Below are 26,389 nucleotides of genomic sequence, written 5' to 3'. Positions count from 1 at the left end.
AATTGATAATTAATTCAAACCATCTATTTCATTGCACAAAACGCAAAGAAAATCGATAACTACAACGTTTTAGTAAATTATCATTTGCTGTATAAAAATGAGAATATGGTATAAGCGCCCTAAGATTAGCGAGATTGCGTTATTTGTAAAAAGAGAATACTGTCGTTTTTAGAAATAAAAAGGGAATACAAGTCCTTATAAGTACCTTAAATGTTGAATTGCTACAGAGTTAACAGTAATAACACTTATTCAGAAAATAAAGATGCAATATTGTAATTTGTTCCTGTCAGGTTTAAAAAATGTGACAATATACAATGTACATTAGTAGTCTTACTACTTAGTTTGTAACTTCTTTTTTAGATAATAATTTTTGAACTAGCTGCTTGATTTCATTGTACTCTTTAATTTTGAAGATCCTGCAAGAAAACATATAGCTAACAAAGCCAACAGCTGACCCTAAAAAAAGTTGAATAACTAAATTATGTATGAGAAAGGTACTCACAATTACACAAATTGACATAAGTACGGTTGCTCCCACTACTGGCAGCATATCGCGCAACTGATGCAAGGCACCGTAACCATAAAATTTACCTGGGAGGTAGGCATTAATCAAATAGGATAAAGCAGCTGTTATCACATGTCCAATCACAATTGCCTTCACTCCTAGCGGAATGGTAATAATCATTGCTATGACTGTTATAGGAAATTTGGACAAATCTACTTTCAAGAATAAGTCGGAACGGCCAATAGCGTTGAGTAAATTCATATTAATTACGCTCAATGGTAAAAAGATACGCGAAAAAACCATCCATTGTAATAATGGAATCAACAACACCCATTTCTCGGTAAGCAATACTAAAACGATGGGCTTAGCTTGCAAAGCGATCAATGTCATGAACGGAATGATAACAAAACCCGAAAGTCGTATCATCTTACTATATATAAGGACTACTTTATCTCGATCGTGCTGTACGCTTGCCAACATAGGAAATGTTACTTGTTGCAACGCACTTGAAATGGTTCCTGCAGAAACATCGGCTAGGTTTTTTGCTCGTGAATAATACCCCAACGCAATTGAAGAGTAATATTTACCCAAGAAAACATTGTAAACATTGTTCATCACCTGAGCATACAAACCTGCAAGTAACAATTTGGATCCATAACCAAACAAGGACCTAAAAGAGTCCTTTGAGAAATACACAGAGGCTTTCCAACTGCTCAAAAACCACAATGCTATACACGAGGCAAGTGATCCTGCCAAAATTTGATACACTAACGACCAAACTCCACAACCATTTATTGCTGCCAGTATTCCACCAAAACCACCAACTACTACCCCAATTAAATTGCTTTTGGCAATAGATTTAAAATCGAGATTTATCGTCAACTTAGTTCGCTGCACGATTGAAAAAGCAATAACTATCAAGTTCAAACTCAATACGCGCAGTAAATTAACCAACTGTGGTTCTTTGAAAAACTGAGCTACATAAGGCGAAGCAATAAACAGTCCTATATATAAGGTAGCACTTACCGCTAAATTAAAAATAAACAAAGTAGAAAAATCCTGATCAGTTCTCTCTTGACGCTGAATGAGGCCCGATCCCAAACCACTTTCTATAAAAGCTTGCGAAATAGCGATAAATATGGCCAACATACCTATCAAACCGAAATCTTCGGGTACCAGCAAACGAGCTAGCAAAATGCTAACTGCAAATTGACTAGCCTGTACCGCAAACTTGTCAATTGCTGACCATAAAACTCCCCTGACTGCTGTTGATTTTAACAATCTATTCTAATTTTAAAAATAATTAAAAATAAAACTTGCTATTTATACATTTAAAATAGCACTTAAACATGAAAATTATTAATTCTTATTTATCCTTTTCCTGGTGATTTAACCGAACGTCGATCACTTGTCCCGTGCAATTAGACTGCAAAGTCTGTAAACATCTCATAGCTACTGTTTCTGGCTTTAGCAAAGAGTCTTCTGGTTCACTGCCAAAGTTTTTAATCCTCATAGGTGTCTGTGTTCGCTCTGGATTAATACAATTTACTTTAATCCCAAAAGACTCCCATTCTTGTGAAATAGCTTGAACAAAATTAACTACTGCAGCTTTTGTAGACGAATAAATACTATAAAATGCTCTACCTCTTGTGTAAGAACTTGAAGTAAAAAACAAAATATGTCCATTTGATTTTTTTAAATATGGTAGAGATGCAATTGCTACTGTAATCGTACCGTAATAATTTGTATTTATAGCCTGACAAATAGCATCGTATTGCATGGTCTCTAGAGGCTCCTTGTGTAATATTGCAGCTGCATTAACTATAAAATCAATTTTTTTTTCTATTTGAAAAACTTCGTTCAAAGCCCTTTCTACTTCGTCTTTCTTGGCAACATCAACATTATTATGAGAACGAGAAAAATTATAAACTTTAATACCATTTAAGGCTCCAAGTTCTAAAATGCTTTTTCCAATTCCGTATGTACCTCCAAAAACTACCATTACCTTGCCATTTAAAATAGCTGGTGAAAGCTTGAAATTTTGAATTTCTGCTGAACGCAATTGAAAAAGTTTATCCAATAAATAAGTATCCTCTGGATAGGTTAATTTCATATTCACTTCCTCCCCTTTTACCACAAAGATTTTTTCTTGGGGAAGATACTTTTTAACAATTCCACAATCATCACTTGCACTAAAATTTTTATCCTTTAATGCAATTTTATATGCTTTTGCAATAAGAGCTTGTTTGAAACTTTGAGGAGTTTGACCTCTCCTCATTTTTACTCTTTCTGGAATGGCTGTTATAATTTCATTAGCTACTTCAATAATAGTATCGGCAGAATTAATTGCAACATCAACGGCATTAAAAGTATCCATTGCTTTTACAACATCATTTACTATTCGTTGACTCAATAAGGGACGAGCAGCATCATGAAATATCAAATTGGCTTCTTTAAAATCATCATAAGCATTAACTGCTGCTAAGCTAGAATGATATCGTTCCTCTCCTCCTTCCAAAATCTTTTTTACCTTTTTCCAATTATTCTTAATAATCATATCTTCGACCATAAAAGTATAATGGCCGTTGGTAACAATGGCTATCTCGTCAATTAATTCATTTTTTTCGAAGACGTCAACTGCATGTTCTATTACCATTTTTCCAGCAACCTTAAAAAACTGCTTTGGCAAAGACATCCCCAATCTTGCTCCTACTCCTCCCGCTAAGATGACAGCTATGTTCATTTATTATTATTTCTAAATTATGAATGTCAAAAGTACTTTTTAATATTTAAAAATTTGCCCTTCTAAATATCGTAAAATATTTTCAGAAGCAGTTGATTTAGGATTTTGAATTAAAAATTCTCGCACAAATGTCTTTCTATCCTCTTTCATCCAGTCCTTTTCACTCAAGACAACATCCATAATAAAATCATCTACTTCTTGGAAATTTCTAGATTGATAATGCAACGAAACTACTTTTTGTCCAAACTCATTCCATTCTTCCATAACGGCTTCATTTCTAACCATAAAAAGCGTTGGTTTTCCTGTAACAAGGTACTCTGCCATAAAGGAACCACAGTCATGAATCAAAGCATCTGATGTTAAAAAAAGATCATCGTAATTTCCATTCTCCAACTGTCCGTTGGCCAATATATCCCACTTTTCAAAATATGCATCTGTCTTTTTTTTTCCCCAGTCAGGATCTTTTTCCAACTTCAATCGCAACAATGGATGTGGTTTAAACGCAATTTGCAATTTATCTTGATACCTATTTGCTAGCTCTAAAAAATAATCATAATATTCTAAAAAATTGGACACTTTATTCAACTCCTTCATCAAATGATGTGGTGCCCATATCACGCGCTTTAAATTTTCACTAGTGCTTTTCCATACCTTATCATCTGGCTTTTTGTTAATTAGCAACTGATCGAATCCTGGAAAACCTGTAACAATACTGTTCCGAGCTTTTATTTTTTGCTTTTCAGTCAATATTTTATGATGAAGGGGCGTTTCTGAAAAAATTTTCCAAACTATATTATGGAAATCTAAATTAAAAAATGAATCGTACTTCGTAGTCATAATAGCATAGGGAACATAACATATTAAGGTAGTAGGAAATTTGTAAATATAATACCGCTTATCTATTAATCCATTATAAGGATTGGTATAGAAAATAATATCTGGAGCATATTCTTTTTGTATGTCAAGATATTTCCCTGTAATATCATCAAATGTTCTTAACACATTATACCCTTTATTTTTAAAAACAGTAAAAGATTTATTCATCTCATACAACATGCTATCTTTTCCATAATTAACCACTGGACAAACAAAAATAACAGGATCAAATTTAGGGTGTTCTACCATTAATCTATAAACCAAATCGTATTTCCAAACCGATTCGTGTATCAGAAAAAATGCTACTTTTATTTTGTCTTTTTTTCTAATTCTTTTTAAAGCTTTTTCTTGTCTTTTGGGGGAGATATAAAATAAATAATAGACGTAAAGACGATTAGTCATTATAAATATATAACTATCAGCAAGAAAACGCCATAGTTTGGGATGGATGTTTTTTTTGACTATTTCTCTTATTTTTTTCATTATAAAAATGAATTTAATATTCGAATAATCGTATCTACTTCCTCCGTAGTCAAAACAGGACTTATAGGAAGACTCAAAACTTCATCATGAATTTTTTCTGTAATCGGCAATGACAAATGATTCCATTCCTTCAACGCATTTTGTTGATGTGGTGGTATGGGATAATGTATCACAGTTTGGATTCCGTTTCCAAATAATTTTTTTTGTAAATCATCTCTTCTCTTTATTCGAATAACAAACAAATGAAACACATGATTATTTGAAAAATCCCATTTAGGTAATCTAACTTCCTTATTCTTAATCTCCGCTAGATACCTACTTGCAATATCTCTTCGCAGCTGATTATCTTTATCTAAGTTTGGTAATTTTAGATTCAAAAAAGCAGCTTGCAATTCATCTAATCTTGAATTAAAACCAATATAATCGTTTTTGTATTTTACTCTAGAACCATAATTACGTAACGAAAACAGTACTTCAGCCAAATCGTCATCATTGGTGGTAATAGCACCACCATCACCAAGAGCTCCCAAATTTTTCCCCGGATAGAAACTAAAAGCAGCAGCATTGCCTAAACTTCCTACTCTCTTGTCTTGAAAAACGGCACCATGAGCCTGAGCGGCATCTTCAATAACTAATAAATTATGTGCTTTTGCAATTGTTATAATTTCGTCCATATCACTACATTGTCCGTACAAATGTACTGTCAAAATAGCTTTGGTTTTTGGTGTTATTTTTTTCGGAATTAATGAAGTATCTATATTAAATGTATCTTCAGTTGGCTCGACCATAACAGGAACCAAATCTGATTGTAATATCGCTAAAATTGTCGCTATATAAGTATTGGCAGGCACAATAACCTCATCTCCCTTTTGGAGTTTACCAAGGGTGATATAACCTTTTAAAATCAAAACCAACGCGTCGAGTCCATTACCTACACCTATGCAATGGGTGGTGCCACAATAGGCTGCAAATTGCTTTTCGAAAGCAGCAACTTCATCACCTAGAATATACCATCCTTTTTCAAAAAAAGCGGTTACTTTTTCTTGAAAGGCAGCTTCGTAGGGCTGGTTCATTTTTTTTAAATCTAAAAACGGAATCATATCATACAATTTTCGAGCAAAGGATATTTTGCAATTTCAATTTCATAAAAGTCATGTACAGCGGTACTGGCTCCAAAACTTTCTTTCCAGTTACTCAAGCCTTTATTTAATTTTCGACCTTGTTCTTCATTTGAAATTCCGAAGTCAAAATAACGTTTGTTTTTATATTTTTCGGTGATTAAATACTGAAATAGAAAATCCAAAGAACCCAAGTTTTCACCACCTTCATATTTTGAAATGTATTGACAATGCGCCACGTTGTTCGACTCAAAAATTGTGGTTCCTGCTACAATTATATCGTCTTTGTAGACGCTAAATTGTTTTATTTGTAAAGGAAATTTTGCTTTGAGTAAAGTAATTTCCTCAATCGAATGAACAGGTTGTGCCTCATGTCTGTTTTTTAAATTCGGAATCAAGACTTGCGACCAAAACGCAGTCAACTGATTTTCTTCTTTTATGACCAACTGATTCTTTACGGCTTTTGAAATTCCTCTTTTTCTTAATTTCGAAAAAGTTACTTTCTGTGATAAATCAATTAGTGAGCTACTATCTCTACGGATTAGTTTTGCTTGTAGTAAAAACAGAACATAATCTATTTCTTGAGCCGGTTTTTGATGGTAAAAAGTTGGAAGCAATTTAAGTTGCAAAGTTGTGATTTCTATTTGTTCAAGAAACTTTAGTACGGCTGCAAAAATGGAGACCACAGAGGTTAACCGTAAATCTTGTGTGTAAACTAGTCCACCATAACTTAATCCTTGGTGCGAAAGCAGCATTTTGCCCAGTCGATTTGCAGGTAAAATTGCAACTATTTTTTCATTTTCGAACACCATCAAAGAGCAATCTTCAAATCGATCTTGATGGTACTCCATAAAATCACGATGAAACAAAAAAGTAGCGTTTTTTGCCCCAGAAACAAAGGCGTTCCATTGGCTGTACTCTTCGGTTGTATATTTTTTTACTTGAAAATGACTCACTATACCTGCACTATTAAGTGGTGAAAATAAGACTTTTTATCGATTTTATATCCTAAAAATCAAAACAAGCCATGAATGCAACCTTAAAATAGTCAAAAAGAGGGTCCTATTTTTATTTTTTTCGAATAAAAAGAAATAGTAAATAGTAGATTTCACAATCAGAGTGTTGCTTCTTTTGCTGTCATACCTTATTCAACCTAAACCAATAATGCGAATTACAAATACACATTCGATAAAAAAGAAAAGTTGCACCTTATTTATGTTGAATAGCTGGCAAAGCCCATTTAAACTGTACAGCCAACAAACGAATGGATATAATAAAAGAAGAAGTAATTAGATATAAAATATCTTCGTTGAGATTGAATTTTCTAAGTATAAAAAATAGGATTCCACCCATTATACAAATTGTTGCATAGACTTCTTTTCGAAAAATAACCGGGATTTCATTGCACAATATATCACGTATCACCCCACCAAAACAAGCGGTCATAGTCCCGATCGCTACACAAATTACGGGATGCAAACCAATATTAATTCCTTTTTCTAAACCAATGAGAGTAAAAACACCGAGTCCGATGGTGTCAAATAAGAAAAAAGATACCCTAAGATACTCTAGTTTTTTTCGAAAAATAATAGCTAAAAAAAATCCTGCCACAACCAAATTGACATAGGTTAAATCCTCCATCCAACTTACGGGAGTTTTTCCAATCAAAACATCTCTCAAAGTACCACCACCCAGAGCAGTAACAAATGCGATGATGAAAATTCCGAACGCATCCATCCTTTTATTCATAGCCGTTAAGGCCCCTGACATGGAGAACGCCAAAACACCAACAATTTGAATCCAATAAAACATAACACTATAATTTATAACAGTTTGAAAAGGGGTGCAAAAGTAGAAAAATAAAAACACATTATTCATCATTTGTCCTGCGTTCTCTGGATTCTATTTTAAATTAAAAAAATCTATAGTATCTTAGCATTTTAATTGCATTTTTTATCCCCAAGTTAAAACTGTAAAGCAGCAAAACAGACCTAGATAATAATCCTAAATAGCATCCCTTGAAACAAATTTCCTCCGTTCAGAATCCGTTTATAAAATCGTTGGTTTTATTACAAGAAAAAGCAAAGAACCGCAAACAAACCGGTACTTTTATTATTGAAGGAAAACGTGAAATTGAAATCGCAATCAAAGGTGGTTATCAAATGGAAACCATACTTTTTTACCCTGAAATTTGCACCGAACTTGAAGCAAAAAAAACAGCTCCATCAGCTGATTTTATAGAGATTAATAAAGATGTTTTTCAAAAACTTGCCTATCGTGACACAACCGAAGGCATTTTGGCTATTGCGCAATCAAAATCGATGTTGTTATCCGATTTAAAACTTTCAGAGAATCCGTTGATTTTAATTGCCGAAGCTCCAGAAAAACCAGGAAATATCGGTGCCCTTTTACGTACCGCAGATGCCGCCAATCTTGATGCCGTAATTATTGCCAATCCAAAAAGTGATTTATACAATCCAAATATCGTGCGATCAAGCGTAGGCTGTTTGTTTACCAACCAAATTGCCACGGGTACAACAGCAGAAATCATTGCTTTTTTGCAAGAAAAAAAGATTGATTTTTATTGCGCAACATTGCAAAACTCTACCGGATATCATACCCAAGATTACACCACACCCACTGCACTCGTAGTAGGCACAGAGGCTACCGGACTCACACAAGAATGGCGTGATGCCGCAACACAAAATATTATTATTCCGATGCAGGGCGAAATTGATTCTATGAATGTATCTGTAGCAGCGGCGATTTTAATATTCGAAGCAAAAAGACAAAGAGGTTTTTAATCCAAAAATTATTATGAAAAAATACATTGCCTTACTATTATTGGTTGCAAATGCTACGACTGCCGTTGCACAAATTACCGAAACACAAGTTGATCAATTAGTCAACAAAACCTTGACCGCCTTTAATGTTCCTGGGATCGCTGTTGCTATTGTAAAAGATGGTAAAATAGTTCTATCAAAAGGATATGGTGTTAAATCTATTGAGACCAAAGAAAAAGTAGATGCAAATACGTTGTTTGGTATTGCATCAAATAGCAAAGCATTTACCAGTGCTGCGCTAGCTATGCTAGTTGACGAAGGGAAGATTAACTGGGATGACAAAGTAATTAAATACTTGCCTAATTTTAAAATGTACAATGAGTACGTAACTCAAGAATTTACCATAAGAGATTTACTCACCCACCGCAGTGGCTTAGGCCTTGGAGCTGGAGATTTAATGATATGGCCCGACGGAAGCAACTTTACGGCCCAAGAAATCATTGTGAACTTGCAATACCTAAAACCTGTTTCTGGTTTTAGAACCAAATATGACTACGACAATCTGTTGTATATTGTAGCGGGCGAAGTAATCCAAGTGGTTAGCGGTCAAAGCTGGTGTGATTTTATTGAAAGCAAAATTATGAAACCACTGGAAATGAATGATAGTGCAGCCTCTTTTGTTCGATTAAAAGACAGCACAAATATCATCGTGCCCCACGTACCGATTGACGGAAAACTAAAAGTCATAAAAAGGTATAAAAATCAACTTTTTGATGCCGCAGCTGGTATCTATTCCAGTGTAAACGACTTGAGTAAATGGGCTATCATGCACATGAATAACGGGAAATACGGACATGAAGGAAAAAGACTGGTTTCTGAAAAGGAGCATGATGAAATGTGGCAATTGCAAACCATCATCCCTAGTAAAGGACGACCACCTTACAACACGCACTTTAGTGGTTATGGATTGGGTTGGTTTCTAAGTGATATCAAAGGGTACAAACAAGTTACTCACACTGGCGGACTTGAGGGTATTGTAACCCAAACAACCTATATCCCTGAGTTACAATTGGCTATTATTGTTTTGACAAATCAGCAATCAGGTGCGGCGTTTAGTGCCATAACCAATACCATAAAAGACAGCTACTTAGAAATCCCATCAGAAGATTATGTGGTGAAATATAGTAACAGAATGAAAGCCAATGAAGATTCTGCAGACAAAGTTACCGATCTAGTTTGGGCAACTGTAGCCAACAACAAAAAAGAAAAAATTAAAGTAGACTACAAAGCCATTTTAGGAACCTACAAAGACAATTGGTTTGGTAATGTGACTATCTCAGCGAAAAAAGGACGCCTTTATTTTGCATCACAACGCTCTTCACAGTTAAAAGGTGAAGTGTTTTTCTATAAAGACGGAAATTATGTAGTGAAATGGGATAACCCTTATTTTCATGCAGATGCCCATTTACTATTCGAATACAACTCTAAAAAAGAAGTTACGGCACTAAAAATGAATGCAATATCAGAGCTAACCGATTTTAGTTATGATTTTCAAGATTTAGACTTTAGCAAAATAGACTAACCAAAGATAAAAACGGCCTTTAATTTTATTTTCGAACCTTGCCATATCACTTGCACAGGTGTAAACAAATCATTATTTTTAGGAAATGAACCCCATGTTATGATAGAAATAGATATCGAGAAAGAAAATAAGGCTATTGCTCAAGAATACAAAGAATTACTTCGAATAAGTTACCAAACGCTAACTGCCGAGGACAAAAAACTCATTCGAAAAGCATTTGACGTAGCCGTAGATGCGCACAAAGAACAGCGACGAAAATCGGGAGAAGCTTATATCTTCCATCCTATTGCCGTGGCCAAAATTGTGGCATCAGAGATTGGATTGGGTGCCACTTCTATCGCTGCAGCCTTGATGCATGATGTAGTTGAAGATACGCCTATCACTGTTAAAGATATCGAACGAATGTTTAATCCCAAAGTGGCACAGCTAGTTGAGGGATTGACCAAAATTTCGCTGGTCCAAAAGGATACCAAAGTCTCCATGCAGGCCGAGAATTTCAGAAAAATGATCTTGACACTCAACGATGATGTCCGAGTAATTCTGATCAAACTTGCCGATAGGTTGCACAATATGCAAACCATGGACTCCATGGATGACTACAAACAAGAAAAAATTGCCTCTGAGACCTTATACATATACGCGCCGCTAGCCCACCGACTAGGACTCTACAATATCAAGACTAAACTCGAAGACTTAGGTTTAAAATATACCGAACCGAAGATTTACAATGACATTGTAAGCAAGATCAAAGAGACTAAAGAACAGCAAGATACCTACATCAAAGATATCTCAGCGGTTTTGAAAGCATCATTAGACGAGGAAGGCCTGGATTACATTATCAAAGGTCGTCCTAAATCTATTTATTCGATTCGAAAAAAAATGCAAGCGCAAAATGTTGGTTTCGACCAAGTCTATGACAAATTTGCTTTGCGTATCGTATACAAATCGATTCCACATGACGAAAAATTTATCGCTTGGAAGATTTACTCCATCGTAACCGACCATTATCGCCCAAGCCCAAGCCGTTTGCGTGACTGGATTTCGTCTCCAAAATCAACGGGTTACGAAGCCTTACATATTACTGTAATGGGACCAAAAGGCCGCTGGGTCGAAGTACAAGTGCGTAGTGAACGAATGGACGAAATAGCCGAAAAAGGTTATGCTGCTCACTACAAATACAAAAATGGTGGCGAAGAAGAACATGGTTTGGATGTATGGCTGAACCTATTGCGCGAAGCGATAGAAAATGCCGAATCAAACGCGGTGGACTTTGTAGAAGATTTCAAAATGAATTTATATTCGAAAGAGATCTATATTTTTACACCAAAAGGAGATATTAAATCATTACCAAAAGGGGCAACATCATTAGATTTTGCTTTCAGTATTCACTCCGAAATCGGAATCACAACACGTGGAACGCGAGTAAACGGAAAATTAGTCCCTTTAAATTACGAACTTAAAAGTGGGGATCAGGTCGAAATTATTACCTCGGCCAACCAAAAACCTACTGCACACTGGCTTGATTATGTTACGACCTCAAGAGCGAAAACAAAAATCAAAAATGTACTAAACGAAAATACCAAAAAAATTGCCGATCACGGGAAAGAGTTGCTTACACGTAAACTTAAGCACCTAAAAATTACCCTGAATGAAACAACTGTAAATGAGATGGTAAACTTTTTTCATCTCAAAACAAGCTTGGATTTGTTCTACCGTGTTGGAATTGGATCTATCGAGAACCAACAACTCAAAGACTACGCTGCTCAAAAAGGAAATACCCTGATCAATTTCTTTAAAAATAAAATAAAACGCAGCGAAAAAACCGCTGCACCAGAAGTGCATAAAAATATCATGAATCAAAATTATGATATGTTGGTTTTTGGTAAAGAGCAAGACAAATTAGATTACAAATTATCTGCTTGTTGTAATCCTATACCAGGAGATGATGTTTTTGGTTTTGTGACTATTAATGAAGGAATAAAAGTCCATAAAAAAGATTGCCCTAATGCAATCTCGATGCAATCTAATTATGCTTATCGCATTATGCCTGCAAAATGGATTGACTCTAGCGAGCAAGAATTCAAAGCAATGCTGAATATTACAGGTATGGATACAATGGGATTAACCAATGAACTCACCAAAGTAATCTCAAATAATATGAATGTCAACATTCAAAGTATTTCATTAAGTGGTGACGCAGGACTTTTCAAAGGGCAAGTGATTGTGATTGTACAAAATAACCGCATTTTGAAAAAATTAATTGAAAATATCAAAAAAATTGATGGCGTAGACAAGGTAACTCGCGTGTACACCAATTAAAACCAAACCTATTTTAAGAATTTATTTTCGAGACCAAACCAAACAACAGCAGTCATTGCTTACAAAGCGTAACACTGTTTTGGTCCGAAAAATTATATTTTAACAAAGGGCAATTATCTGTGTAAAAACATAAAATTAAATTCAATCCTAGGGAACTATTAAATAATAATTTATCTTTGCCGAATATGACACTCATTTCCACAGATAACATCAAAAACCAAGAAATTGTAAAAAATGTTTTTACAATGTATCTTGAGAATAAAGGACATAGAAAAACGCCAGAACGTTATGCTATCCTTCAGGAAATTTACGATAGCGAAGAACATTTCGATGTAGAAAACTTATACATCAAAATGAAAAACAAAAACTATCGTGTAAGTCGTGCTACCTTATACAATACTATCGAGTTACTTTTGGATTGTGCCTTGGTGCGCAAACATCAATTTGGACAGAACCAAGCACATTACGAAAAATCATATTTTGACAAACAGCACGATCACCTTATCATGACCGATACCGGCGAAGTGGTAGAGTTTTGCGATCCACGCATCCAAATCATCAAAAAAACTATTGAAGAAATTTTTGATGTTGATATCACCAACCATTCTCTATATTTTTATGGTGCTAAGAAAAAGCCAAAAGTAGAAGAAGTTGTTGCTATTATTGAAGAAGATATCGAAAAAAAATAATAGAGAATTTAGTTTAAATAAAAGGTCGAACCTTACTGTGATTGACCATCAAAACAGATTAACGATTTAATAAAGAACTTAAAATGACCGTAGATTTATTACTAGGATTACAATGGGGAGACGAAGGAAAAGGTAAAATTGTTGACGTTCTAACCTCAAATTACGATATTATTGCTCGTTTTCAAGGAGGCCCAAACGCTGGACATACTTTAGAATTTGACGGAATAAAACACGTACTTAGAACAATTCCTTCTGGAATTTTTCATAAAACGGCGGTAAACGTAATTGGAAACGGTGTCGTAATTGACCCAGTTGTTTTCCAAAAAGAAATCGAAGGATTAGCAAAATTCAATATCGATATCAAAAAGAAATTAATCATTTCTAGAAAAGCACACCTAATTTTACCTACTCACCGTCTATTGGATGCAGCCTCTGAAGCTTCAAAAGGAAAAGCCAAAATTGGTTCGACTCTTAAAGGTATTGGCCCAACTTACATGGACAAAACAGGTCGTAATGGTCTAAGAGTTGGTGATATCGAATTGGAAGACTTTAAAGAAAGATACCGCGCCTTGGCTGACAAGCACGAAGCAATGATCGCTTTCTACGGAGTAAAATTAGAATATAACTTACCCGAACTAGAAGCTGAATTTTTTGAATCAATTGAAGAAATCAAAAAACTTGACTTTATTGATAGTGAAGAATACATGTACCAAGCTCAAAAAGCAGGTAAATCAATCTTATGTGAAGGAGCGCAAGGTTCTTTGCTAGATGTAGATTTTGGAACATATCCATTTGTAACTTCTTCAAACACCACAGCTGCAGGAGCTTGTACGGGTCTTGGAATTGCACCAAACAAAATCAAAGAAGTATACGGAATCTTCAAAGCATACACTACACGTGTAGGTAGCGGACCTTTTCCAACAGAACTTTTTGACGAAGATGGTTCTACAATGGCAAGAGTTGGTAACGAATTTGGATCGGTAACAGGAAGACAAAGACGTTGCGGATGGTTGGATATTGTAGCCTTAAAATATGCTGTTCAAGTAAACGGTGTAACGCAATTAATGATGATGAAAGGTGATGTGCTTTCTGGTTTTGATACCTTAAAAGTATGTACATCATACCAATACAAAGGAAAAGAAATCAGCCATTTCCCTTACAACATCGAGCCAGAAAATGTAACTCCTGTTTACAAAGAGTTCAAAGGATGGAAACAAGATTTAACAGGAATGACAACTTATGATGAGTTGCCTATTGAATTAAAAGAATATATTGACTTTATCGAGAAAGAGGTTGAAGTACCTATCAAAATAGTTTCTGTAGGTCCAGACAGAAAACAAACGATACTTAAATAATACCAAACGCTCTGACTTATCAGAGCGTTTTTTTTTTAACAAATACAAAAATGCAAAACCCTTCAATCAAAATCACAAATACCGAAGTACTCGCAAACGATTACTACCTACTCAACAAAGTAACCTTTGACTACCTCAACAAAAAAGGAAACTGGATTACCCAACGTAGAGAGGTATACGATCGCGGTAACGGAGCAGGAATCCTTTTATACAACAAAGAACACAAAACAGTGATTCTTACGCGCCAATTTCGCCTTCCCTCCTATTTAAACGGCAATCCAAGCGGTATGTTGATCGAAGTTTGCGCAGGCCTACTTGACGCAGACCAACCCGAACAATGCATCATCCGTGAGACCGAAGAAGAAACAGGCTACCGCATCACCGACGTTCAAAAGGTAATGGAAACCTACGTTTCTCCAGGTGCCGTAACTGAAATTCTATATCTTTTTGTGGGCGAATACACAGCAAACATGAAGGTAAGTGAAGGTGGCGGACTCGAACACGAACAAGAAGAGATTGAAGTCCTAGAATGGCCATTCGAAAAAGCATATAATATGATTGCAACAGGCGAAATTAAAGATGCCAAAACCATTTTATTATTACAATACGCCAAAATCAATTTAGGTTTGTAGCAAATAACTAGTTGGCTGCCATTTCAGGCTATACACTGCAAGTCCGCACAGGTCACCCAAAAAACATAATCCCCAAACGAGCTTCCTCCGGTCGCTGTTTGGGGATTTATTTTTTAAGGGCTCCCTGCTTGCGGGCTTTCCGTTTCTATCCTGGGCAGAATAGTCGTTTATCTAGTAAATTTTAAATTCTAAAGCAGTTTGTTTTTTAATTATCTTAGTAGCAATAGCAAACACTGCATATTAAACTTTTAAAATTTCAAATACATTTAGATTACAGACCAATTATCAAGGAAAAAAAAACTACTCTATGGCAAATACCTTCACGCAAATACACCTTCAATTTGTCTTTGCCGTAAAATATAGGAACGGCCTAATTCATCCTTCTTTCAAAAAAGAATTATACCAATACATCACTGGCATAATACACCATAATAACCATAAACTACTAGCAATAAACGGAATGCCTGATCACATTCATCTTTTCATAGGAATGCGACCATCACAGTCCATTTCAGAATTATTACAAGACATCAAAGGAAATTCGTCTAAATGGATAAATGAAAAACGGTTTTTAAAGGTAAAATTTGAATGGCAAGAAGGCTATGGTGCATTTTCTTATTCAAAATCTCACGTTACCAAAGTAATTCAATACATTCAGAATCAAGAAGAACATCATAAAAAAGAATCCTTCAAGGAAGAATACCTGAAGTTTCTAAAAGCCTTTGAAATCGAATTTGATGAACAATACATCTTTAAAGACCCAATCTAACAATATTAGGAATAGAATAAAAAATATATCATCCCTACGGGATTAATTTCTAGACCATTTTTGTTTTCTACCGATATGTCATCCCTACGGGATTGGCTTGCATTTGCACCAATTCGATTATGATAATCTATTCGGTATTTTAATGCTAAACCTTATCTGATTTCTACCGATATTTCATCTTTACAGGATTGATATAATGTCCCGTAGGGACAAAATATTGGTAGAAAAGACATTACAATAAATCCAGTAGTCCCGGAGGGACGATATAAAGACACGATCTTTAAATAACATTTTTGTTAGAATCTGATATCCATTATATATCATCCCTACGGGATTTAATTCCTAAACCGTTATTATTTTCTACCAATATATAATCCCTACGGGATTGGCCTTTGTTTGCACATATTCATTATTGGTAATCAATTCAGGGGTTTACTTCTAAATCTTATCTGTTTTCTACCGATATTTCAACCTTACAGGATTGATAGAATGTCCCGTAGGGACAAAATATTGGTAGAAAAGACATTATAATAAATACAGTAGTCCCGTAGGGACGATATAAAGACACGATCTTTAAATAACATATTTGTTTGAATCTGATATCCATATTATACCATTCCTACGGGATTTTATTGCTAAACCGTTTTTGTTTTCTACAGATATGTCATCCCTACGGGATTGGCTTGCATTTGCACCTAATTAATATTGTTAATCAATTCGGGATTTTGATGATAAACCGATTATCTTTTCTATCTATATTCTATCTGTACGGGATTGACAAAATGTCCCGTAGGGACAATATATTGGTAGAAAAAACATCATAATAAATCCAGTAGTCCCGTATGGACGATATAAAGACACGATCTTTAAATAAAATTTTTGTTAGAATCTGATATCCATTACATATCATCCCTACGGGATTTAACCCCTAAACTTTTATTGTTTTCTACGGATATGTCATCCCTACGGGATTGGCTTGTATTTGCACCAATTCAATAATGATAAGCAATTCGGGATTTTACGGCTAAACCGATTATCGTTTCTACCATTTTGCCTACCTACGGGATTGCCCCACATTAACTTCAATTCACTAATGAAAATCTATTCGCGATTTAATTGCTAAACCTTTTCTGTTTTCTACCATTATTACATCTCTATAAATTGACAGAATGCCCCGTAGGGACAATATATTGGTAAAAAAAAATCTACCTCAATTTCGTAGTCCCGTAGGGACGATATAAAAACATGATTTACATGACGCTCTATGATATAATATCTTGCCTAAACTCCTATATTTACAAACCAAAATTCACAAAATGAAAATCTATATCAAGAATATGGCTTGCGAGAGCTGTAAAGTGTTTGTAAAAGACGCGCTAGAAGAACTCGATCTACACCCTATTAAGGTAGAACTTGGAGAAGTTCAAGTTAAAGAGGAATTAAGCGAAGAAAAGAAACGAACATTAAATGCTAAAATAAAAACCGTTGGTCTTGAAATCATAGAAAGCAAAGGCGGAATTTTAATCGAAAAAATTAAAAATTCCTGCCAAGAATATGTAAACAACGAAGAAAATATCAAAATTAATATCTCTGATTATTTGAGCAAAAAATTAGATCTTGATTACAATTATATTTCTAATGCATTTTCTGAGGTTACTTCGAGTACTATAATTACTTATATCAATTTGATAAAAATGGAAAAGGCGAAGGAAATGATTTTATTCGAAGAATATAATTTTTCTGAAATAGCAACCAAACTTCATTTTAGTAGTTTGTCTGCATTTTCGACACAATTTAAAAAAGTAACAGGCTTCAATCCTACTCATTTTAAAAATGTGAAAGAAAAGCGAAGAGTTGCAATTCAGGAACTTAATGAAGATTTAGCCGATAAAAAACAATAAAATTCACAAGTAATACACTCAAAAAGTGAAGCCGTTATGGTATAAATACAATACTTTTACACACTAACGAATACGTACAATGAGTAACTTAAGTATCTTTTATGCCGATGACGACGAAGATGATATAATGTTTTTTAATGACGCTGTAGATAGCGTTGCAACAAGCCATACCAATATAATTGAACTCCATATTCATAAAAATGGAGAAAACCTTGTAGAAGGGATTATGAATAACAAATTCAAAAACGGAGTCGTTTTTCTAGATGTGAACATGCCAAAGAAATCTGGCCTTGAATTATTGAAAGAAATACGCAACGAACCGACTATTTATCAGGTACCAGTCGTGATGTACTCTACTAGTTCTAGTAAAGTGGATATCGAAATGAGTTTAAATTTTGGAGCAAATTATTATGCCATTAAACCATACGATTTCAACGACCTCATCAAAATGATTTCTGACGTAAGTAAAATCAATTGGATGTCACATAAGCCTGATTTAAACAATTTCATTTTAGTAAAATAACAACAACCAGCCAGACCAACGTCTGGCTTTTTTAATTTATAACTGCAGCCTTTTCGATCATAAAAACTACAAGGAGAATTTATTGTCAATGCTTTTAGGTCTACTTTAATTCATATTTCCAATATTTACGTAGTATCTAAAAATCATGATTTTCAGTAAGCTCGCACAAATATTTAAACGTAGCTCAAAATTTCACAATCAACTCACTACCAAAGCATTCTACCTTAATGCAATTGGCATTCTAGATACTGTTAGCAATATTAACATCTAGTATTAGATAATAACTTTTAAGCGAAAGCACAATCAAATACCTGCAATAAGTCCTAAAATGTAATGAAAAATGGTGCATAAATTGTAATTATATAACTACACCATAAAATTCTATAATTTTCTAAATAGACAATTGAATCATCTTTGTATTGTTGAAATTCTATTACTAATTCAAAAAACAAAACACGATGAACACACAATTTTCAAAAGTAGGAAAGACGTACGCAAAATCTAAATTAACCAATAGAGAAGATGACCCTTGGACAAAAACAACTTCGCTTTATGGCAAAGAGGTAAAAGAGTTAACTAGCAACACGATTCCGCAAAATCTAAGATTATGGAAAAGATTATAGCAAAAGTCGAAGGCATGGGTGCGATAGTATCTAAAGCAGGAACCACCTTTAGAGTGTGGGCACCCAATGCGGACAAAGTGTATGTTACGGGCACATTCAACGAATGGAGCAAAAGTAAAAACAAACTCAAGGCAGAAGAAAATGGCTATTGGGCAGTTACGGTAAAAAATGCAAAAGCAGGTGATGAATACAAGTTCATCATTCACAATGGTAAGCAAATCTTGGAGCGTAATGATCCTTACGCCAAAGAGATGACTAACAGTAACGGAAATTCATTGGTTACAAACATCGAATTTGAATGGGAAGACCAAGATTTCGAAATGAAATCATGGAACAATTTGGTAATTTACGAATTGCACGTTGGTACCTTCAATAGAAAACAGGAAGACCAAGTGGCTACGTTTGAAGATGTAATCAAGAAAATTCCATATTTGAAATCATTGGCAATAAACTGCGTTGAAATACTACCAATTGCCGAATTTGCTGGAGGTATCTCTTGGGGTTACAACCCATCGTATCCATTTGCCATTGAGCGTGATTATGGTGGTGCAGAAGCATTTGCAAAAATGGTAAATGCTTTTCACAAAGAAGGTATAGCCGTAATTTTGGATGTTGTTTACAATCATTTTGGCCCTTCGGATATGGATTTATGGCAATTTGATGGCTGGTCTGAAAATGATAAAGGTGGAATTTATTTCTACAATGATCACAGATCTGAGACTCCATGGGGTGATTCAAGACCTGACTATGGTCGCGACGAAGTTCGTCAATACATACGAGACAATGCCTTGATGTGGATTGAAGATTATCATTGTGATGGTTTACGAATGGACGCTACCTCATACATACGTTATGAAGGTGGTGGATTGGGATATGATACAGAAATACCAGAAGGAAATCAGTTAATGAGAGATATTAATGCTGAAATTAACTCAAAATATCCAGGTAAATTAACTATTGCCGAAGATTTGAAAGGTGATGATTTGGTAACACTATCTACTGAGAATGGTGGATTAGGTTATGGATCACAATGGGACATGAATTTTGTACACCCAGTTAGAAAAGTTTTAATTGAACAAGGAGATGAGCACCGCGATATGCAAGCATTAGTTGATGCCATCTTATTTAAATACAATATAGATGCTTTTGAAAGAATTATATATACCGAATCTCATGATGAGGTTGCGAATGGCAAAGCGCGCGTACCTGAAGAGATTGAGCCAGGAAACGCAGATAGCTTCTTTGGCAAGAAGAGAGCAATCTTAGGAATTGCTATTACTCTAACATCACCAGGAATCCCGATGTTGTTTCAAGGTCAGGAATTTATTGAAGATGAATATTTTCAAGATACAGAAGCACTTGATTGGGACCAACAGAAAAAGCACAAGGGCATTACTAGAATGGTAAGAGACTTGGTACGCTTGCGAACTGAAGAAAAATTTGAAACCCAAGGATTAAAAGGGCAATTCACCAAAATTTTGCACTTTAATGAACAGAATAAAGTACTGGCCTACGCACGATCTACTAAAGAAGATTTTAGTGATTCGACGGTGGTGCTTGTAAATTTATCAAACGTATCGTACGAAAATTACAGTTTTGGAATCACGCAAGCAGCGGGTTTTCAATTGGTATTTAATAGTGATTGGACAGGATATGATGAAGAATTTACCGATATGGAAGTTCATCCTATTCAAATTGATCAGGAAGGTTATGACAATGAAGCCATGAAGGCAACGTCAAACTTACCAGCTTATGCTGCATTAATTTTTGTACCTACAACAAACGAGGATTAAATTGTTTTTTTTGCGAAAAAGTAATAGAATAAGACTTTTGCAAATTCATCAAAATTATAGAACATCAAAAAGGGAATTCAAAACTAATTTGAATTCCCTTTTTTTTTATGCTATGTGAGGAACATATTGATATCTCCTATATTTGATATAGTAGTAAAACGTGCAAGACATAATTTTAATATTGTTTGACTAAGTTGATTCCTTATAACTTGATAACACTTAATCGGTCAATTTGGTAACACCCTTATTTATTAGGTTGTGGTGTCATTCTCAAATAATATTTGATGCGGTTGAATCCTTTTGGGAATTTCGCTGGAATATCTTCGTCTTTGATAGCAGTTGAAATTACAACGTCATCACCGTCTTTCCAGTTTGCTGGAGTAGCTACACTATAATCAGCTGTTAATTGCAAACTATCAATCACACGAAGTAATTCGTCAAAATTTCTTCCTGTTGACGCAGGATAGGTCAAGATCAACTTCACTTTTTTGTCTGCACCAATTATAAATACCGAACGTACCGTTAGCGTATTATCAGCATTTGGGTGAATCATATCATATAGATTGGCCACTTCTTTACTTTCGTCAGCGATAATTGGGTATTGTAGGGTTACATTTTGAGTCTCCTCAATATCCTTAATCCATTTCAAATGCGACTCTACACCATCTACACTCAAAGCAATTACTTTGGTATTTCGTTTTTGAAATTCAGGAAAATAGTTTGCTACTGTTCCTAACTCGGTTGTACATACAGGCGTGAAATCGGATGGGTGCGAAAACAAAACTCCCCAAGAGTCACCTAGCCATTCATGAAAACTTATTTTTCCTTGTGTTGTATCTGTAGTAAAATCTGGAGCTATATCTCCTAATCGTATTGTTGCCATAGTGCTATGTAATTTTAAATTTTGATTAAAATTAGGAAAAAAAAGGCAAATAGTGCTAGTATCAAATCATAAATAAAGGCTAAAAGGACTTTTAGACGGCACTATATTGCGCAACAAAGTACCAAAAAATAAGAGAAATGAACGATAGCGGAATCCCATATCCAATCATCATGCTCGCTAGTCGAGGCTTGAGACCATAGCTTGCTGCCAAAATACTTGCGGTAATATTGGATGCCATAGCGGTTTCCATTAATACCACCCCAATCATGGACGATTTTTGACCCAAAATCATCACATACAACACATAGATCAATGCAGGAGTCAAGATTAATTTGTACAAAAGACCAAAACCCAAAAAGCGCCAATGTTGACTTTTACGCTCAAATCGCAACTGCAACCCTACCGATGTTAATGCCAATGGCGCCATAATACTTCCTAAACTTTTCAGGATGATTTGTAGATTTTCATTAATTGAAATCGAAAAAACATTCAGTAAGCAAGCGATAATAAAAAACACAAAGGGAGGAAATTTAAAAACTCGAACCAACATTTGCATGGGATTCAGATTGTCTTTCGAAAAATAAGTTGCCACAAAAATACCCAAAGTAGATAACACGACTACAGTCCCTGGCTGATCAACCAAAATAGCAATCTTTAGCCCCGCTTCGCCATACAAAGCACTAATAATTGGGTATCCTAAGAACGATGTGTTTCCGAGACCAGCAGTCAAGACAAGGCAACCGATTAATTTGTTGGACCATCCCCATTTTTTTCCTAGAAAATAAAACAAAAGAAAAGCCACTACAAAACCGATCCACGCTGCACCAATAGGGTATAAAAGTTCATTACTCCAAACTAATTTTGGAATATAATACAATACAATTGCAGGTAAACAAACCGTCACCACAATTTTGTTCAGGATTTTGTAAGCCGATAAAACTGGAAACTTTCTAACATTTTGCAAAACGATTCCCAACAGCAGGAAGACAAAAATAAGAATGATATTAAACATAGCCTGGTTTTAATTTGTACTATTTTTAAGTAAAAAAACCAACCGTATTTTTAAAAACAGGGTTGGTTAGCATAAAATTTATAGATCGAAAAATTATTTTCTAGCCAAAATCTTTTTATTAATGGCTTTTACCAAAGCAGGGCCTTCATAAATAAATCCGGTATAGAGTTGTACCAAACTTGCACCTGCATCTAATTTTTCTAAAGCATCTTCGGCGGTATGTATCCCTCCTACTCCGATGATTGGAAATGATTTATTGCTTTTTTGAGATAAAAATCGAATCACCTCTGTAGATCGTTTTGTCAATGGTTTTCCTGACAGGCCACCCATTTCCGTTTTGTTTTCTGACTGTAAACCTTCACGGGAGATTGTTGTATTGGTGGCAATTACACCTGCAATTTTGGTAGCATTAACAATATCAATAATATCTAGTAATTGATCGTCTGTCAAATCTGGAGCGATTTTTAGTAAAATTGGTTTTTGTTTTGGCTTGGCTATATTTTTATTTTGTAGTGTTTGCAACAATTGTGTCAATGGTTCTTTGTCCTGCAAGGCACGCAAATTGGGCGTGTTTGGTGAACTAACATTCACAACAAAATAATCTACGTGAGCATACAAGGCATCAAAACAAATTTCGTAATCTAAAGTTGCCTCTTCGTTGGGTGTAAGTTTATTTTTACCAATATTTCCACCAATCAAAACGCCGTTGTTTGATTTCAATCGTTCAACAGCTTCAAGTACACCACCATTATTAAAACCCATTCTGTTGATAATCGCTTGGTCTTCTTTTAACCGAAAGAGACGCGTTTTTGGATTTCCATCTTGTCCTTTGGGAGTTAAAGTTCCGATTTCGATAAAACCAAAACCAAAATTGGATAATTCTTTGTACAATTTCGCATCCTTATCAAAACCAGCTGCTAGTCCGACCGGATTTTTAAATTTCAACCCAAACACTTCTGTTTCCAAACGTTTATCATCTACCAAATACAAAGATCTGTACAAAGCACTAAAACCAGGGATTTTTGAGGTAAAACGAACTAATGAAAAAGTGAAGTAATGTACTTTCTCAGGGTCAAAACAAAAAAGTAAGGGACGTAATAGTAACTTGTACATAGCTGATTTTTTAATTTTGGCAAAAATACTACTATCTAACCGAAATAGAAACTGTTGAGAAGTATTTTTAAGCTGCAATCTACCTAATATACATGCTATAAAAGTTTATTTCTTTATTTTAGCTCGTACTAAAAACTTTCGTTACTTTATATCATAAAATTATACTCTTATGAATCTGAATAAAAACTGGCACCAAAGCTACCGTGAAAATCTTAATTATGGTGGCCGAATAGCTGATGCTGTCGCCAAAGGAATGGGATCTTGGCGCTTTATTATCATCCAAACTGTCTTTGTAATCATTTGGATGGGACTAAATATGGTTGCCTTTTTCAAACATTGGGATGCTTATCCATTTATTTTGTTAAACTTATTGTTTTCTACCCAAGCTGCTTATGCTGCACCTATAATTATGATGGCACAAAACCGTCAAAATGAACGTGACCGTGTACAAGCACAAGACGACTACAACACCAACAAAGAAGCAAAACTCGAAATTGAAGCTTTGGCTGATAAATTAAACTCCATCGAAATCGAAAAATTAGATAAGATTATTCGAATTCTGGAGGAAATGAAATAGATTGTTTTTCAACACGAATTGCACGAATTGGCACAGATTTATTTTGTAGCTAACAAAGTAAACACAGATTCCACAGATTAACACAGATTATTATTTAAGTTTTATTTTATTTCGATAATCTGAGTTGAAAAAAACTCTTTTCACACGCCACACAATATGCTCCCTATGAGAGTAAAACGACTAGATATAGCACTTTCAAAATCTATGAATCTATGTGTTTAAAAAAACTCCTGTTTATACCTCACTCACTATGTAAACTATGAGAGTAAAACGACTAGATATAGCACTTTCAAAATCTATGAATCTATGTGTTTAAAAAAACTCTTTTCACACCTCACACACTATGTTCCCTATGAGAGTAAAACGACTGAACATAGCACTCCAAAATGCTATGAATCTATGTGTTTAAAAAAAAAGTCCTACTTACACCTCACACACTATGCGTCCTATGAGAGTAAAACGACTGAAATTTATAATACAAAATTCTATGACTCTATCTGTTTAAAAAAAAGTCCTACTTACACCTCACACACTATGCTCCCTATGAGAGTAAAACGACTAAATATAACACTACAAAACTCTATGAATCTATGTGTTTAAAAAAACAAACAGATAGATTTTGTCCAGTTTCTCAAAAAAAAATTACCACAAATAATACCGCTAGATTCCTACGGAATCACAGATTATGCAGAAACTTAGCGAATCTCTGCGCATTCTCTCTATGAATCTTTGCGGACCAAACTTTTAATTAAATCGAAAAAGGTATCTTTGCTTCTTCACAAAAAAAATAAATTTATGCAACCTATTATAGATCGTTTCATCAGTTACGTAACCATAGACACCGAATCTGACTCAAAGTCTGCTACTACTCCGAGTACCCAAAAGCAATGGGATCTAGCCAATTTATTGGTAACGGAATTAAAAACTATTGGTATGCAAGATGTTACTATAAGTGACAAAGCTTATATCATGGCAACTTTGCCATCAAATGTTGAGCATGAGGTACCAACTATTGGTTTTATATCGCACTTTGATACAAGTCCCGATTTTTCTGGTGCGAATGTAAAACCGCAAATAATTAGAGATTATGACGGAAATGATATTGTACTAAATGCAGCTCAAAATATCGTTTTGTCTCCGAACTATTTCAAGGATTTATTACAATATAAAGGGCAAACCTTAATTACAACGGACGGAACAACACTTTTGGGTGCTGATGATAAAGCAGGAATCACAGAGATTGTTACTGCAATGGAATACTTAATCAATCATCCTGAAATCAAACATGGTGAAATTAAAGTAGGTTTTACTCCTGATGAAGAAATTGGTCGTGGAGCACATCATTTTGATGTAGCACAATTTGGTGCCGAATGGGCCTATACCATGGACGGAAGTCAAGTTGGTGAACTGGAATATGAAAACTTTAATGCTGCCGGAGCTACTATTACCTTCAAAGGTAAAAGCGTACACCCTGGTTATGCCAAAGGTAAAATGATCAATTCTCTATTGATTGCTAATGATTTTATAAACGCATTACCAAAAAAAGGCATACCACAAGAAACTAAAGGTTACGATGGTTTTTTTCATGTACACCACCTTGCAGGAACCATTGAGGAAACCGTTTTGGAACTGATTATCAGAGATCACAGCAAACTAAAATTCGAAAAACGAAAAGAATTAATTTCGAAAATAACAGCAAAAATCAATAAAAAATATTCCAAGCAATTTGGAGAAGATATTGTTATCGCTGTCGTAGAGGATCAATATTACAACATGAAGGAAAAAGTAACTCCTGTAAAACATATTGTAGACATTGCGGCCAAAGCGATGAAAGAGGTAAATGTAAAGCCAATTATCAAACCCATCCGTGGTGGAACAGATGGTTGCCAACTATCTTATATGGGATTACCTTGCCCGAATATATTTGCTGGTGGACACAACTTTCATGGTAAATATGAGTACGTACCTGTAGAGAGCATGCAAAAAGCGGTAGAAGTAATTGTGAAAATTGCAGAGCTTACTGCTTTACCAAACTACGGTTTACCAGTACCAAAGGCCAAAAAATAAAAAGTAATTTGTACTTGATTTTAAAGACTTACCCCAAAGGAGC

At 34.8% G+C, this 26,389-nt stretch carries 22 protein-coding genes; 13 read left to right on the top strand and 9 right to left on the bottom strand.

Annotated elements, in window-relative coordinates; translation table 11 throughout:
• Window positions 1-337: 337 nt before the first annotated feature.
• The 6 genes from FFWV33_RS09185 to FFWV33_RS09160 form a co-directional block, all read right to left on the bottom strand.
• Window positions 338-1,786, bottom strand: a complete 1,449-nt coding sequence (locus tag FFWV33_RS09185; protein WP_108740635.1) for a lipopolysaccharide biosynthesis protein — start codon at window positions 1,784-1,786, stop codon at window positions 338-340.
• An 85-nt stretch (window positions 1,787-1,871) separates the two neighbouring features.
• The gene (locus FFWV33_RS09180; protein WP_108740634.1) at window positions 1,872-3,248 is read right to left on the bottom strand and encodes a bifunctional cytidylyltransferase/SDR family oxidoreductase; all 1,377 of its coding nucleotides are present in this window, start codon (window positions 3,246-3,248) and stop codon (window positions 1,872-1,874) included.
• A gap of 39 nt (window positions 3,249-3,287) precedes the next feature.
• Window positions 3,288-4,607, bottom strand: a complete 1,320-nt coding sequence (locus FFWV33_RS09175; RefSeq protein WP_108740633.1) for a CDP-glycerol glycerophosphotransferase family protein — start codon at window positions 4,605-4,607, stop codon at window positions 3,288-3,290.
• Window positions 4,607-5,707 carry a DegT/DnrJ/EryC1/StrS family aminotransferase gene (locus FFWV33_RS09170; protein ID WP_108740632.1) on the bottom strand — a complete coding sequence of 367 codons (1,101 nt, stop codon included), beginning with the start codon at window positions 5,705-5,707 and terminating at the stop codon, window positions 4,607-4,609. Before FFWV33_RS09170 ends, FFWV33_RS09175 begins: the two co-directional genes overlap by 1 nt.
• Entirely contained in the window at window positions 5,704-6,681 is a 978-nt protein-coding gene (locus FFWV33_RS09165) for a GNAT family N-acetyltransferase (RefSeq protein WP_108740631.1), read from the bottom strand. The genes FFWV33_RS09170 and FFWV33_RS09165 overlap by 4 nt, the downstream gene beginning before the upstream one ends.
• A gap of 253 nt (window positions 6,682-6,934) precedes the next feature.
• Window positions 6,935-7,537 (bottom strand): trimeric intracellular cation channel family protein, encoded by a 603-nt coding sequence (locus tag FFWV33_RS09160; RefSeq protein WP_108740630.1) that lies wholly within the window; start codon window positions 7,535-7,537, stop codon window positions 6,935-6,937.
• A gap of 206 nt (window positions 7,538-7,743) precedes the next feature.
• On the opposite strand from FFWV33_RS09160, the gene FFWV33_RS09155 reads away from it, so the two are divergent.
• The 11 genes from FFWV33_RS09155 (at window position 7,744) to FFWV33_RS09110 (ending at window position 20,694) form a co-directional block, all read left to right on the top strand.
• Entirely contained in the window at window positions 7,744-8,529 is a 786-nt protein-coding gene (locus FFWV33_RS09155) for a TrmH family RNA methyltransferase (protein WP_108740629.1), read from the top strand.
• A gap of 13 nt (window positions 8,530-8,542) precedes the next feature.
• Window positions 8,543-10,090, top strand: a complete 1,548-nt coding sequence (locus FFWV33_RS09150) for a serine hydrolase (protein WP_108740628.1) — start codon at window positions 8,543-8,545, stop codon at window positions 10,088-10,090.
• A 99-nt stretch (window positions 10,091-10,189) separates the two neighbouring features.
• A complete protein-coding gene (locus tag FFWV33_RS09145) occupies window positions 10,190-12,409 on the top strand; it encodes a RelA/SpoT family protein (protein ID WP_108740627.1) in 2,220 nt (739 codons plus the stop codon).
• Between the two features lie 185 nt (window positions 12,410-12,594).
• On the top strand, window positions 12,595-13,098 hold the full coding sequence (locus tag FFWV33_RS09140; protein WP_108740626.1) for a Fur family transcriptional regulator: 504 nt from the start codon (window positions 12,595-12,597) through the stop codon (window positions 13,096-13,098).
• An 83-nt stretch (window positions 13,099-13,181) separates the two neighbouring features.
• Window positions 13,182-14,453, top strand: a complete 1,272-nt coding sequence (locus FFWV33_RS09135) for an adenylosuccinate synthase (protein WP_108740625.1) — start codon at window positions 13,182-13,184, stop codon at window positions 14,451-14,453.
• A 50-nt stretch (window positions 14,454-14,503) separates the two neighbouring features.
• The gene (nudK, locus tag FFWV33_RS09130) at window positions 14,504-15,085 is read left to right on the top strand and encodes a GDP-mannose pyrophosphatase NudK (RefSeq protein WP_108740624.1); all 582 of its coding nucleotides are present in this window, start codon (window positions 14,504-14,506) and stop codon (window positions 15,083-15,085) included.
• Window positions 15,086-15,392: 307 nt separating this feature from the next.
• Entirely contained in the window at window positions 15,393-15,854 is a 462-nt protein-coding gene (tnpA, locus tag FFWV33_RS09125; protein WP_108740623.1) for an IS200/IS605 family transposase, read from the top strand.
• A gap of 1,316 nt (window positions 15,855-17,170) precedes the next feature.
• Entirely contained in the window at window positions 17,171-17,755 is a 585-nt protein-coding gene (locus FFWV33_RS09120) for a helix-turn-helix domain-containing protein (protein WP_108740622.1), read from the top strand.
• A 79-nt stretch (window positions 17,756-17,834) separates the two neighbouring features.
• Window positions 17,835-18,278 carry a response regulator gene (locus FFWV33_RS09115; RefSeq protein ID WP_108740621.1) on the top strand — a complete coding sequence of 148 codons (444 nt, stop codon included), beginning with the start codon at window positions 17,835-17,837 and terminating at the stop codon, window positions 18,276-18,278.
• A 458-nt stretch (window positions 18,279-18,736) separates the two neighbouring features.
• A complete protein-coding gene (locus FFWV33_RS19310) occupies window positions 18,737-18,901 on the top strand; it encodes a hypothetical protein (protein ID WP_159085998.1) in 165 nt (54 codons plus the stop codon).
• Window positions 18,886-20,694 (top strand): alpha-amylase family glycosyl hydrolase, encoded by a 1,809-nt coding sequence (locus tag FFWV33_RS09110; protein WP_108740620.1) that lies wholly within the window; start codon window positions 18,886-18,888, stop codon window positions 20,692-20,694. Before FFWV33_RS19310 ends, FFWV33_RS09110 begins: the two co-directional genes overlap by 16 nt.
• Window positions 20,695-20,938: 244 nt before the next feature.
• On the opposite strand, the gene FFWV33_RS09105 is transcribed toward FFWV33_RS09110, so the two are convergent.
• The 3 genes from FFWV33_RS09105 to FFWV33_RS09095 all read right to left on the bottom strand — a co-directional run bounded on the left by FFWV33_RS09105 (window position 20,939) and on the right by FFWV33_RS09095 (window position 23,702).
• Entirely contained in the window at window positions 20,939-21,577 is a 639-nt protein-coding gene (locus tag FFWV33_RS09105; protein ID WP_108740619.1) for a peroxiredoxin, read from the bottom strand.
• Between the two features lie 91 nt (window positions 21,578-21,668).
• Window positions 21,669-22,589 carry an AEC family transporter gene (locus FFWV33_RS09100; protein WP_108740618.1) on the bottom strand — a complete coding sequence of 307 codons (921 nt, stop codon included), beginning with the start codon at window positions 22,587-22,589 and terminating at the stop codon, window positions 21,669-21,671.
• Between the two features lie 93 nt (window positions 22,590-22,682).
• Window positions 22,683-23,702, bottom strand: coding sequence for a quinone-dependent dihydroorotate dehydrogenase (locus tag FFWV33_RS09095; RefSeq protein ID WP_108740617.1), 1,020 nt, complete (start codon window positions 23,700-23,702; stop codon window positions 22,683-22,685).
• Window positions 23,703-23,871: 169 nt separating this feature from the next.
• On the opposite strand from FFWV33_RS09095, the gene FFWV33_RS09090 reads away from it, so the two are divergent.
• Both FFWV33_RS09090 and pepT read left to right on the top strand, forming a co-directional pair.
• Complete coding sequence (locus FFWV33_RS09090) at window positions 23,872-24,279, top strand: DUF1003 domain-containing protein (RefSeq protein WP_108740616.1); 408 nt, start codon at window positions 23,872-23,874, stop codon at window positions 24,277-24,279.
• A gap of 795 nt (window positions 24,280-25,074) precedes the next feature.
• A complete protein-coding gene (pepT, locus tag FFWV33_RS09085; RefSeq protein WP_108740615.1) occupies window positions 25,075-26,346 on the top strand; it encodes a peptidase T in 1,272 nt (423 codons plus the stop codon).
• Window positions 26,347-26,389 lie beyond the last annotated feature (43 nt).

This window comes from Flavobacterium faecale (assembly GCF_003076455.1).
GTDB lineage: Bacteria > Bacteroidota > Bacteroidia > Flavobacteriales > Flavobacteriaceae > Flavobacterium > Flavobacterium faecale.
Note: the sequence above shows the minus strand (reverse complement) of the source record. Positions and strands in the feature narration are given on the sequence as shown.